Here is a 12,221-nt window from a genome sequence, read left to right as displayed (position 1 = left end):
ATGAATAAAATCTATTAAATCACATGAATAAGGAAAATGCACAACGGAACACTATGATCGATTCCTATCTAAATAAGGAGAGTGTAGATTGGCAGGAAGTACTAGCCACTATTATTTCAGGTTTTGACTGCACGACAGGGACAATCCATTTTTTGGATGAGCAAACTTCCCTGTTAAAGGTTCAGGCACATCAAGGCATTCCTCCTTTTTTAGTACCCAAACTTTCGGAGATCCCCATTGGAAAAGGAATGGCAGGTATTGCAGCGGAACGTCGTGAACCAGTGGAAATGTGCAACCTGCAAACCGATGATTCCGGGGTGGCGCGTCCGGCAGCCAAAGAAACAAAAGTAGAGGGCTCTATTGCTGTTCCCATGTTGCTCAATGGTAATTTATACGGAACCTTGGGAATAGCCAAACCAGTTCCCTATGATTTTACAAAAGAAGAGGTTAATGACTTATTAAGTATAGGTGAGAAAATAAGTGGGTTTATTAGTAAATGGACATAGTAGGAATTAAATTCTATTGTGTTTTTTAAATCAATACCAAAGTTTGTTTGTTGTGGTTGAACAAGATAAAAAGTTGGAATTAATAATCTTACCTTGCATGTGTTGTTCATTTTTTTCTTTTCCCAAAAAAGGAAGCTTGTCGCTGGTTTCCCTTATCCGCAGAATAGGTTTCAAAAGCTCCGAAATCCAGCTTTTTTTCTTTTAAAAAAGTCGCGGAGTTTTCAAACCGGTTTTTAGATTAGATCTAAAAAATTCCTCGGATAAGGTGTCTTTTCTTTTGTTTCGTTTTCTTTGGACAAGCAAGGAAAATGAAAGAAGATGTTATTTGTAAATTTTCTTCATTGTTGTCATTGTACATCAAAGTAATCGAGGAGTCCCGAAATCTGATAAAATAATAAAAATCACCTTGAGTAAAATGAAAGAATTGCCTATCCATGGACATAATTAGTCCACTGTTTAAAATAAAATAAGGACCTTCGATTGGAAGGTCCTTATTTATGATATTTAGTTATAAACTTGATTAAACTCTTGTAATCTTGGCTCCAATGGCACGCAAACGCGTATCAATATTTTCGTAACCTCGATCTATCTGTTCTATATTGTGTATTGTAGAGGTGCCTTTGGCAGACAAAGCTGCTATCAACAAAGAAACACCGGCCCTAATGTCCGGAGACACCATAGTGGTAGCTTTTAGACTGGATTTAAAGTTATGTCCTATAACCGTAGCTCTATGGGGATCACATAGAATGATCTTAGCACCCATATCAATTAGTTTATCCACAAAGAACAAACGACTTTCGAACATCTTTTGATGAATTAACACTTCACCTTTCGCCTGGGTCGCCATCACTAGGATAATACTCAATAAATCCGGAGTAAGTCCAGGCCATGGAGCATCTGCTACCGTTAAAATGGAACCGTCTATATAGTTTTGAATCTCGTAGCCATCTTTATGTTCTGGAATAACAATATCATCTCCTTTGCGTTCCAGTTGTATACCCAGTTTTCTAAAAACTGTGGGAATCTGGCCCAAGTCGTCCCAACTAACATCCTTGATCGTTAAATGACTTCTGGTCATGGCCGCCAAACCTATCCAACTGCCGATCTCGATCATGTCCGGCAACATTCTGTGATCTGTACCTCCAAGGCTATCCACACCTTCAATTTCCAACAAATTGGAACCTATTCCGCTAATTTTGGCCCCCATTCTATTCAGCATCTTACAAAGTTGCTGTAAATAGGGTTCGCAAGCGGCATTGTAGATTGTGGTTTTACCTTCGGCCAGTACGGCTGCCATAACAATATTGGCCGTCCCGGTAACCGAAGCTTCATCCAAAAGCATATAAGTGCCCTTTAGCTTTTTGGCTTCCACACCATAAAAGTGTTCCTCCTTATTGTATCTAAACTTGGCCCCTAACTTTATAAAACCTTCAAAATGGGTATCCAAGCGTCTGCGACCTATTTTATCACCTCCTGGTTTGGGTATATATCCCTTGCCAAAACGTGCCAATAATGGTCCTACGAGCATTATAGATCCTCTTAAGCCTCTTCCATCTTCCTTAAATTGAGGAGATTGCAGGTATTCCAAATTAATGTCATCAGCCATAAAAGTATATGAACCCTGACTTTTCTTTTGAATTTTAACACCCAAATCCTCCAACAAGGAAATTAGTTTGTTTACGTCTACAATATCGGGGATATTGGTAATCGACACTTTTTCTGAAGTAAGTAGTACGGCACAGAGTATTTGTAATGCTTCATTCTTTGCCCCTTGCGGTGTAATCTCACCATGTAATTGATGACCGCCCTCTATTTTAAATGTTCCCATTAAAGTTTGAGAAGATTAGTACCGCTTTTTACCGCGGTTTTGATTTCTTTGCGTTTTTTTACCAGTATTGGTCCTTGGCGTTTTTGCCACACGATTCTTAAGGAATTGCCCACTTTCGGTCAGGTTTTCACCCTCCTTGGCAAGGTCTATTTGTCCATCGCTCAACTCATAAAGATGCTTGAATATGGCTTTGTCGTCAACAGTGTCCTTATTCCAATTTAGGTAACACTTTTTCATATGATTGGCAATGGCATATTCCAATCCGTCACGCATATCGCCCTTTTCCCATTTAACGGCTACATCGATCATGCGTTTTATGTTGTTCCCGTAAAACCTGTACTTTGGAAAATTTTGAGGATATTCCAAAGGTTCCGGACGCTTTTGCAAGGTTTCCTTTGAGGTAATCGGGAATGGAGATTCCACATTCAATTTAAAATCGGACATGATAAACAATTGGTCCCATAATTTATGTTGAAAGTCGGGCACATCCCTCAAATGTGGTTGAATATTGCCCATAACACTTATTATGGCCTGAGCCACACGGTTACGTTCTTCATCGTCTTCTATGGAAATGGCATGATCCACCATTTTTTGGAAATGACGGCCATACTCGGGTATAATGAGCTTTGATCGCTCAGTATTGTATTCTAAGTTTTCTACTAAATTCAATTTGAAATATTTATTGCTATTGATTTATGATCAGGAAGTATTCTTATAACGTCTGCAAATTAACAAAATTATGCTAGAAATACTATTTTAGAGCGATATAACCCCTTTTACCTCCCCTACTTCTTTGTATTTGCTAATTACTTCATCAGGATTTTTAAGCTTAACCGTAATGGATAGGCTGGTATATTTGGCATTTTTTGATTGTTTGGATTCAATTACCGCCCCTGTATTATCAAAAATATCCTGAATCTGCTTGATTTTTTCAGGGTCCGTAGGTACAATAAACTTATACAAGTAATTGGCTGGCCATTTGCTGGTTTCAGCCAACTGTTCCTTTAATCTTGTATAAAAGTCATCTGGTTTATCTTGATTCATGCCAATGTTTTTGCAAATATATAAAGTATCATTGGCAATTTTTTAATCTTATGGGTATTTCATTACTTTGCATCACCATTTTATGCAAGTAATGGCAAAACTCTAAAGGAAATTATTTGAATATCAAAAAAATTGTTATCACGGGTGGGCCCAGCACCGGAAAGACCTCCATCATAGAAAAAATTGAAAAGGAAGGCTTTTTTTGTTTTAATGAGATATCACGGGAAATTACACTGGAGGCAAGGCAGGAAGGTATACCCCAGTTATTCATTTCGGACCCATTACTATTTAGTGAACGTATTATTGCCGGTAGGATCAAACAGTTCAAAGCTTCCGAGGAGGCAAACAACCCATTGGTATTTTTTGATCGAGGCATTCCTGACGTGGTAGCCTATATGGATTGTTTTGGCCAGGCTTATGGGGACCATTTTGTGGAAAGCTGTAAAAACTATAGGTACGACCATGTATTTTTATTACCCCCTTGGAAAGAAATTCACGAGTCTGACAACGAACGTTATGAAAACTTTGATGAAGCCCTGCGTATACATACCTTTTTGGAAAAAACCTATACCGATTTTGGCTACAAAATTATAAATGTTCCCAAGGAAACTGTGGAAGGAAGGGTTACCTTTATACTGAATAAAATAAAAAACCTATAGTGCAGCAGCTCCCTAAGGATATATTACAGAAATATTGGGGCTTTCCGGATTTTAAAAATTCACAGGAAGAAATTATAAATGCCGTAATGAATGGGCAGGATGTTATGGCCTTACTTCCAACCGGAGGTGGAAAATCTTTGTGCTATCAAATACCTGCATTGGCCACAGAAGGTATTTGTATTGTTGTATCGCCATTAATCGCTTTGATCAGGAACCAAGTAGATACCCTTAAAAAACTGGGAATAAAGGCTATAGCCCTCACTGGAGGAATTTCCTATGAGGAAGTAAACAACCTACTGGACAATTGTCTGTACGGCAACTATAAATTCCTTTATCTTTCTCCTGAAAGACTGCAACAAGAATTGATCCAGGAGCGCCTTCGGCAAATGAACGTAAACCTTATTGCCATTGATGAGGCCCATTGCATCTCCCAATGGGGAAACGATTTTAGACCTGCCTATTTGGAATGTCACATCCTTAAGGAATTGGCACCAACTGCACCTATGATCGCCTTAACCGCCACGGCAACCGGCATGGTAGTAAAGGACATATGTTTAAATCTACACCTGGAACAACCCTTGGTGGTCAAAGATTCCTTTTCCAGAAACAATATTACCTTTAGCGTATGTTTGGAGGAGGACAAAAAATACCGTCTTAAGGAATTGTGCGCCCAGACCAATAATAGTGCTATAGTATATGTGCGAAGCAGGAAAATGACGATGGAACTGGCGTATTACCTATCCCAACAAGGACATACGGCTACCTTTTTTCATGGTGGTATCTCCAAAAAGGATAAGGATAGCAGATTAAACCAATGGCTGGAAAACAAAGTAAAGATAATGGTGGCGACCAATGCCTTTGGAATGGGCATAGACAAGCCAGATGTTGGCCTTGTAGTACATTTCCAAATTCCGGATAGTATGGAAAACTATTACCAGGAGGCTGGAAGGGCCGGTAGGGATGGGAGTCCGGCTAGCGCTGTCCTAATTACCAACCAAACTGATGAAACACAGGTGCGAAAGCAGTTTTTAGGGGTGTTGCCCGATGTTGACTTTCTAAAACTATTGTACCGTAAACTCGCCAACTATTTTCAAATACCCTTTGGGGAAGGCAGTGGGGAAACCTTTCAATTACCCTTTAATTCCTTTTGCGATACTTATAAACTTAATACTACATTAACGTACAACGGTTTAAGGTTGTTAGACCAAAACTCGGTCATAACCCTAACCGAAGCATTCTCCCAAAAGACGACTATCCGTATGATAGCTTCCAAGCACAATATATTTGCTTATCTGGAAAAAAATCAGAAATCCGCACCCACCATTCAAACTATATTGAGAACCTATGGTGGAATTTTCGAGTTTGATACGAAGATCAATCCCCTTTTGATCGGGCGGAAGGCCAATAAAACCGAAAATGAGGTGATCGAGGTCTTGGAACAATTGGAAAAAGATGAAATAATTGAATATCACGCCCAGCACAGCGATCTGGAAATTACCTTTTTGGTTCCTAGGGAGGATGAACGAACCATCAATATCTTCGCTAAGAAAATCAAACAAATTCAGCAAGTAAAAAAGGACAATGTAGAAAGTATTTTAAGCTATATTAAGAACAATACCCTATGTAGAAATAGGCAACTGCTAAATTATTTTGGTGAAGCCAGCGAAGAAAACTGTGGAAAATGCGATGTCTGTCTCCAAAAAAATCCTGTGGGAAATGACATTATAAGGATTATTGAACAGGACATATTACAAATCTTATTGGTAAAAAAAGTAAATTCCAGAGGGCTGATAAAACTATTGACCTATAAGGAGAGTTCTGTTATTTTGGCAATACAAAGCTTATTGGAAAATAGGAGAATAAAAGTGAATACGATAAATCAGTACGAAATAATCGAAAGATGAACAAACCACGAATAGTGTTTATGGGCACCCCGGATTTTGCCGTGACCATTTTGGACAAGCTAGTAAAGAGCGACTGTAATATTGTTGGGGTTATTACAGCCCCAGACAAACCTGCCGGCAGGGGACGAAAACTACACGAATCTGCAGTTAAGATCTATGCCCAGGAACACCATCTAAAAATTTTCCAACCTACCAATTTAAAGGACACTGTTTTTATTAAGGAATTGGAAGGATTGCAGCCAGACCTACAGATTGTGGTAGCTTTTAGAATGTTGCCCAAAGTAGTATGGGGCATGCCTCGTCTAGGGACCTTTAACCTACATGCTTCCCTCCTTCCCCAATACCGCGGGGCGGCTCCCATCAATTGGGCCATTATAAATGGAGAACAAGAAACTGGGGTAACTACCTTCTTTATTGATGACAAGATCGATACTGGTGAAATTTTACTTCAAACGAAAACAACAATTTCCGATACCGATACGGCAGGCAGCTTACATGATAAGTTGATGTACTTAGGGGCCGATCTGGTTTTGGAAACCATAAATAAAATTGAAAGTAAGGAAATAGTACCTTCCAAACAGCAGGAAGAGGCCCCGTTAAAGGAAGCACACAAACTTCATAAAGAGACCTGTGAAATTGACTGGCAACAGAATATCCCTACAATTTACAATTTTATTAGAGGGCTTAGCCCTTATCCCACCGCTTGGACCATTTTGTACAATGGGGAAGAGGAATTGTTCCTTAAGATATATTTGGCCAAGAAGGATTTGGAACCACATCGATTAAAGGTTGGGAGCATTGTTGCCACAAAAAAAGAACTAAAGGTGGCCGTAATGGGAGGCTTTATTAATTTACTGGAAATTCAATTGCCCGGTAAAAGAAAAATGGCCACCAAAGAGGTATTAAATGGACTTAAATTAACAAAAAATGCCTATGTTGGGTAAACCCCCATGTTCATTGGGGGTACGGTGAAACGTAAAAAACGTCCTACTTTATCAACAAACGTTTCAAGTTATCAACAAAAATGCGGATTTCCCCTTATTTTACTTGCGTTAATGGCAAATCCGTATAAATTTGTTGAAGAATTAATTATAATTAATAACACTTAATTTATCGAAATTATGAACAAAACAGAATTAATCGATGCAATGGCAGCTGATGCTGGCATTACTAAAGCCGCAGCTAAAAAGGCATTGGAATCTTTCCTAGGAAACGTTGAAGGTTCTCTAAAAAAAGGTGGTAGAGTATCTCTAGTAGGTTTCGGATCTTGGTCTGTATCTAAAAGAAATGCAAGAGAAGGTAGAAACCCATCAACTGGGAAAACTATCCAAATTGCAGCTAAAAATGTAGTGAAGTTTAAGGCAGGTGCTGATTTGAGCGGTGCAGTAAACTAGTCATAATTTATTATACATTGAAAGCACTTCTCTATCGGGAAGTGCTTTTTTTGTACAAACGCTTTTCAGATTAATAGATTTGTTATATTTTAGAGATACAAGAACAAATTATATGGTTGCTGAAAAGCCAAAAAAAGGCAAATTACTTATTGCCGAGCCTACCCTATCTGGTGATGTTTCTTTTAACCGGTCTATAGTCCTGTTGGCGGAACATAACGAGGAAGGGTCTGTTGGTTTTATCCTCAACAAGCCTTTGGATTACAATATTAACGACCTGGTTACCGAAATAGATATCCCTTTTCAAGTGTATAATGGCGGTCCGGTAGAACAGGACAATCTTTATTTTATACATAAGGTACCGGAATTAATAGTAAATAGTATTGAGATTTCCGATGGTATTTACTGGGGCGGAGATTTTGGGTCTATTGTAGACCTTATCAATAATAAAATCATTTCTGAAAATGATATTCGATTCTTTCTGGGATATTCCGGTTGGTCCTCGTTTCAATTGGATGAGGAATTAACCTCCAAATCGTGGGTGGTTGTGAAGAATGTCTATGAAAGTGATATCATACAAAAATCGTCCAATGCTTTCTGGAAAGAAAAAATGATGGAATTGGGGGGCAATTATGTAATCTGGTCCAATGCCCCGGAAAACCCCAGTCTAAACTAAGAATATTTAGTTGAGCCTTGCTGCGGCATTTAGCTTGCCCAAGAGATCGGCAGCCACTGTAGTACCGTATTCCTTTTTTCTATATTTTGTAATGGGTTGTATACCTCTAATGGCGTTGGTAATGAACAATTCGTCCGCTTTCTGCAACTCGAAGGGCGAGATAAAAGCTTCCTCAAAATTATAGTTATTCAACGAGCCTAAAATTCCAATCAACTTCTTTCTCACAATTCCATTTAAACAACCGTCCTTTAAAGATGGAGTCTTTATAAGTTGATCCCTTACCAAAAAGAGATTGCCATTCAAAGCTTCTACTACCTTTTTTTCATTATTGAGCAGCAGACAATTCTGATAACCGTTTTCGGCCGCGTAAATGCTCCCTACCACATTGATCGCCTTATTATTGGTCTTTAAAGTGGAAAGCATATCCGGATTCACATAAAAATCTTTAAAAAGCTCTACCTCGTACGCCTCCTGGTTTAGGGTATAGAACGGGGAATCCAATTCATTCGTCTCTATAATGTAGGATACCTCATTGGATTGGGGCAGATAAAGTCCACCATTATTTCTAAACACGGTGAATCGCACCCGGGCCGGTTTTTCCAATAAAGCATTGGCGTTTACGGCTGTCAATATCTCTTCCTCCAAAAATTCCATGGTAAAATTCATAGGAATTTCCATTCTTAAAATCCGCATGGACGCCATAAGGCGAAGGTAATGATCCTCCCAAAAGAAAATTTTACCATTGACTACCCTAATGGACTCAAAAAGGGCATCACCATAACGGAGTCCCCTATTTTCGTGATTTAGGTAAAATGTATTCTTAGAAAGTAGGTTTCCGTTAAAATTAACCATAAAAAAAGCCTTGAAAAAATCAAGGCCAAAGGTACGTTTTATTCCCTTAATGCCTTATGCGGAACCCAAAACTTGTTTTAAGCTGGATACTTGGTTCTCCCATAGCATTTTGGATTCCTCCACTTCGTCCTCATCCGCAAAATCTGTAATAAACAGGGACACGTCTTTGGTTATCTCGTCTACGATGATACGCATTTCAAAAAAACTGTCATCTTCTTCGGCTACCCATGTAAATTTCACAAATTCATCGCTCTTGCGTTTTAATAATTTTGCCTGCTCTTCGGAGCCATCCCAAATAAAGTTGAACATTTCACCTCTGGAATTTACGTTGTCCGCGAACCATTCCGAAAGCCCTGAGGGGGTAGATATATATTGATATAATAGTTGTGGGGAAGATTGAATTACAAATTCAACTTCATATTTAATTTTATCGCTCATTCTTAATAGTGTTTATGGTGGACAATATATATATTTATAAATGATAAAAAAATAAAACCGTGATAATATTTTTAGTGATCTAATTTGGAAAGGACCGAAAATTAACTTTATATTTGCACCCGTTTAAAACGGCACGGCGAGGTAGCTCAGTTGGTTAGAGCGTCGGATTCATAACCCGGAGGTCGGGGGATCGTGCCCCCCTCTCGCTACCAGTAAAATCAAGTAATCCAGGAGTTTAAGCTCCTGGATTTTTTGTTAGGTACAACATAGGTACAACATTTTAAAGTTTACTTTCAAAATATTGCTTTCACTTCAAAAAGACCTATCACCAATTGTTTGACTCTCATTTTTCTAATAGATTGGTATTACACCTAGTTTTATTTGTAGGATTATGCCCAAAACCTATTTGGATGAGTCGATCAAAAAGAACCGTTTGCGCCGAATTATAATATGAATAGGAAACTAGATTCTTAAAATCGAGTCCTTTGTATTTAAATTAATTTCGATTTTTTAGCTGATGCTACCGGATTCAAAGCTGGACATATAGAAAATATTCTACACGTTCTAAACCGCTATACCTTGATTTTATTTCCTGATAAATCGGAATATTGTGGATAGGCAGACAAAACCATTTTGCTGGCCTCTAAATGCTTTAAAATAAGTTTCTGCTAGTTACTAGAATCTTATGTCTGGAAGAAAGTGATTACTTAGTGGATTTGTTTTTTAATTTCAAGCGCAGCTCCACTCTAAACAACAAACCTATTTGATAACTTTTGCCGAGTGAAAAACTGAATATGTGTAAAAAAAGTTGACTGTTGACAGCCAATATCAAGCACAATAATCAGCAATGAGTTAAATTCTAAATGCAATGAATTTTATCTTACAAAAGATTAACCTCAAAATTTATCTTTAAGGGCAAGATTTAAAACTATACAGTCTTATTGGATTCAAAACTTTTGGTCCGGTCCATAAATTATTTGGATTAAGTTTATTAGTGAAAGACTATCCGACAATCTGAATATTTCTTATATTAGTGTACTTACAATCCTACAATCCAATGTGTTATTTGTACAATAAGCGAAAAAAATTAATAGGTTGATTTTATGTGGAAAAAGGTATTTAAAATTTTCGCAATACTTTATTTTCCTCTTTTAATATTTTCCTTGGTCCTATTCATCTATCAAAAAAACGTACAAATAAAAAATTTCTCGTTGTTACAAGAGCGTGAAACAATTATGAAGAGAAAATCTTTTATAGATCTTTTTCAGGCACCCATACAAAATGCCAACTATTGGTCAAAACTGAAGTTTCCAAAAGACTTTGACCCGTTGAATACCCATAGGGCCTTCATGGAACCATACCTTGAAATTATTAAGGGAATTACCCATTACGATCAGTTTCGATTTCTTGACTTAAATGGTAAAGAATTTTTTCGTGTGCAGCGGAAAGGAATCGATTCTTTAGAATTTGGTGAATTGCAGAACAAAAGTAGCCGCACTTATTTTAAAGAGGGGATTGGCCTTAAGTACGGGCAACTTTACCTATCTCAAATTAATTTGAACAGGGAAAATGGTAAAATTGAAAAACCATACAAACCTGTTATTCGGGCAGTGCAACCCATTTTTGATGGCAATAAAAAAAAGATAGGTGTTGTGGTCATCAATTATAAAATGGATCGAATTCTTAACCAACTAAGAACCAACATAGTTGATAATAATTTCTATCTACTGGATGATAACTTGAATATAATTACCTCCAATACCTATATAAACCAAATTCCATTTGAAATATCGGATTCAGTAGTTCCTCTGAACCAAAAATATGGTCTTTCCGGCCAGTTATTTAAAAAGGATACCACCTTTTTGAGCAATGATCATATATGGTCTGTTCAAACGTTAAGTCTGAATGAGGTGTTGGATTTTGGTTCTGATACACAATTAGAAATAGTTGCTCCTTACAATTGGAAAGTTGTTCAAGAATTACCTCCAAAATTTTTACTCGCCAATTTAAAGTTCCTTTATTTTGGTATCGGTATTTTCAATTTTATAACTATTACTATGCTATTGACCATAGCTTACTTTTTTGTAAATAGCAGACGACAAAGAGAAAAGTATGTCAATGAATTGGAAACAAAGAATGCGCTGCTCTACAAAAAAAGAAATCTATTGGACAAACACAACGAGCAAATTTCCAATATAAATAGTCGATTAACGATCAGAAACAAGCAATTAAGTGAATTTAATTATTTGGTTTCGCATAACCTTAAAGCTCCCGTAACAAGTATGTCATTGATTGTATCAATGATCAACAAAGAACAGGACCCCCAAAAAAAAATAAATGAACTTCTTCCAAAACTAAGTCAAATTGCCGAAAGTATTACGGAACTCACCAAAGATATGGGTGAGTATGTATCCATTATAGATGATAGAAAGGTTAAGGTCGAGGAAGTTGATATTTTAACTTTGATAAATGAGGTCAAAAAGGATTTCTCCAAAACGCTATTGGATTCAAATGATTTTAAAATATCGCTCATTTTATCAGCTTGGCAGGATGTACACTTCTCAAGATTTTACTTAAAGAGCATAATAAATAACCTTATATCCAACGCCATAGAATATCGGCGGGATGGGGTATCATCCTATATCCATTTTGAAACTTTTATTGAAAATGATAAAAAAGTGCTCGTGATAAAGGACAATGGTATAGGAATCAATCTAAATAGACATGGTGAGAATGTATTTAAGCTGTATAAAAGATTTCATAGAAATATTTCAGGTAAAGGTATTGGTCTTTTTTTAGTTAAATCCCAATTAGAAGCTCTAGATGCAACTATAACTATTGAAAGTAAAGAGAATATAGGTACTACCTTTAAAATATATTTTTAGTTTTTATAAAAAAATCCTTCCGAAAAGCGACGGAAGGA

At 37.2% G+C, this 12,221-nt stretch carries 12 protein-coding genes and 1 tRNA gene; 8 read left to right on the top strand and 5 right to left on the bottom strand.

The genetic code is table 11. From position 1 onward, the window contains the following. Nucleotides 1-23 precede the first annotated feature (23 nt). Nucleotides 24-506, top strand: a complete 483-nt coding sequence (locus CWD91_RS15440) for a GAF domain-containing protein (RefSeq protein ID WP_103441868.1) — start codon at nucleotides 24-26, stop codon at nucleotides 504-506. Between the two features lie 520 nt (nucleotides 507-1,026). Here CWD91_RS15440 and murA read toward each other — a convergent pair. From murA to CWD91_RS15420, 3 genes are all read right to left on the bottom strand, one after another. After that, the gene (murA, locus tag CWD91_RS15430; RefSeq protein ID WP_103441866.1) at nucleotides 1,027-2,334 is read right to left on the bottom strand and encodes a UDP-N-acetylglucosamine 1-carboxyvinyltransferase; all 1,308 of its coding nucleotides are present in this window, start codon (nucleotides 2,332-2,334) and stop codon (nucleotides 1,027-1,029) included. 15 nt (nucleotides 2,335-2,349) lie between these two features. Beyond that, nucleotides 2,350-3,003, bottom strand: a complete 654-nt coding sequence (locus CWD91_RS15425; RefSeq protein ID WP_103441865.1) for a DUF4290 domain-containing protein — start codon at nucleotides 3,001-3,003, stop codon at nucleotides 2,350-2,352. 87 nt (nucleotides 3,004-3,090) lie between these two features. Continuing rightward, nucleotides 3,091-3,378, bottom strand: a complete 288-nt coding sequence (locus CWD91_RS15420) for a DUF493 family protein (protein ID WP_103441864.1) — start codon at nucleotides 3,376-3,378, stop codon at nucleotides 3,091-3,093. A 116-nt stretch (nucleotides 3,379-3,494) separates the two neighbouring features. On the opposite strand from CWD91_RS15420, the gene CWD91_RS15415 reads away from it, so the two are divergent. The 5 genes from CWD91_RS15415 to CWD91_RS15395 all read left to right on the top strand — a co-directional run bounded on the left by CWD91_RS15415 (nucleotide 3,495) and on the right by CWD91_RS15395 (nucleotide 8,008). Continuing rightward, the gene (locus tag CWD91_RS15415) at nucleotides 3,495-4,037 is read left to right on the top strand and encodes an AAA family ATPase (protein ID WP_103441863.1); all 543 of its coding nucleotides are present in this window, start codon (nucleotides 3,495-3,497) and stop codon (nucleotides 4,035-4,037) included. Further along, complete coding sequence (locus tag CWD91_RS15410; RefSeq protein WP_103441862.1) at nucleotides 4,037-5,941, top strand: RecQ family ATP-dependent DNA helicase; 1,905 nt, start codon at nucleotides 4,037-4,039, stop codon at nucleotides 5,939-5,941. The genes CWD91_RS15415 and CWD91_RS15410 overlap by 1 nt, the downstream gene beginning before the upstream one ends. Further along, nucleotides 5,938-6,885, top strand: a complete 948-nt coding sequence (gene fmt, locus CWD91_RS15405) for a methionyl-tRNA formyltransferase (RefSeq protein WP_103441861.1) — start codon at nucleotides 5,938-5,940, stop codon at nucleotides 6,883-6,885. The genes CWD91_RS15410 and fmt overlap by 4 nt, the downstream gene beginning before the upstream one ends. Nucleotides 6,886-7,062: 177 nt before the next feature. Beyond that, nucleotides 7,063-7,335 carry an HU family DNA-binding protein gene (locus CWD91_RS15400; protein ID WP_031443811.1) on the top strand — a complete coding sequence of 91 codons (273 nt, stop codon included), beginning with the start codon at nucleotides 7,063-7,065 and terminating at the stop codon, nucleotides 7,333-7,335. Between the two features lie 112 nt (nucleotides 7,336-7,447). Next, nucleotides 7,448-8,008, top strand: coding sequence for a YqgE/AlgH family protein (locus CWD91_RS15395; RefSeq protein WP_103441860.1), 561 nt, complete (start codon nucleotides 7,448-7,450; stop codon nucleotides 8,006-8,008). A gap of 6 nt (nucleotides 8,009-8,014) precedes the next feature. On the opposite strand, the gene CWD91_RS15390 is transcribed toward CWD91_RS15395, so the two are convergent. Together CWD91_RS15390 and CWD91_RS15385 are read right to left on the bottom strand one after the other, a co-directional pair. Further along, entirely contained in the window at nucleotides 8,015-8,860 is an 846-nt protein-coding gene (locus tag CWD91_RS15390) for an aminotransferase class IV (protein WP_103441859.1), read from the bottom strand. A gap of 54 nt (nucleotides 8,861-8,914) precedes the next feature. After that, entirely contained in the window at nucleotides 8,915-9,298 is a 384-nt protein-coding gene (locus tag CWD91_RS15385) for an START-like domain-containing protein (RefSeq protein ID WP_103441858.1), read from the bottom strand. Between the two features lie 135 nt (nucleotides 9,299-9,433). Here CWD91_RS15385 and CWD91_RS15380 point away from each other — a divergent pair. After that, nucleotides 9,434-9,510, top strand: a tRNA-Met gene (locus CWD91_RS15380). Between the two features lie 1,023 nt (nucleotides 9,511-10,533). Beyond that, on the top strand, nucleotides 10,534-12,183 hold the full coding sequence (locus tag CWD91_RS15375; RefSeq protein ID WP_157943814.1) for a sensor histidine kinase: 1,650 nt from the start codon (nucleotides 10,534-10,536) through the stop codon (nucleotides 12,181-12,183). Nucleotides 12,184-12,221 lie beyond the last annotated feature (38 nt).

The organism is Arenibacter hampyeongensis (assembly GCF_002909255.1).
GTDB lineage: Bacteria > Bacteroidota > Bacteroidia > Flavobacteriales > Flavobacteriaceae > Arenibacter > Arenibacter hampyeongensis.
Note: the sequence above shows the minus strand (reverse complement) of the source record. Positions and strands in the feature narration are given on the sequence as shown.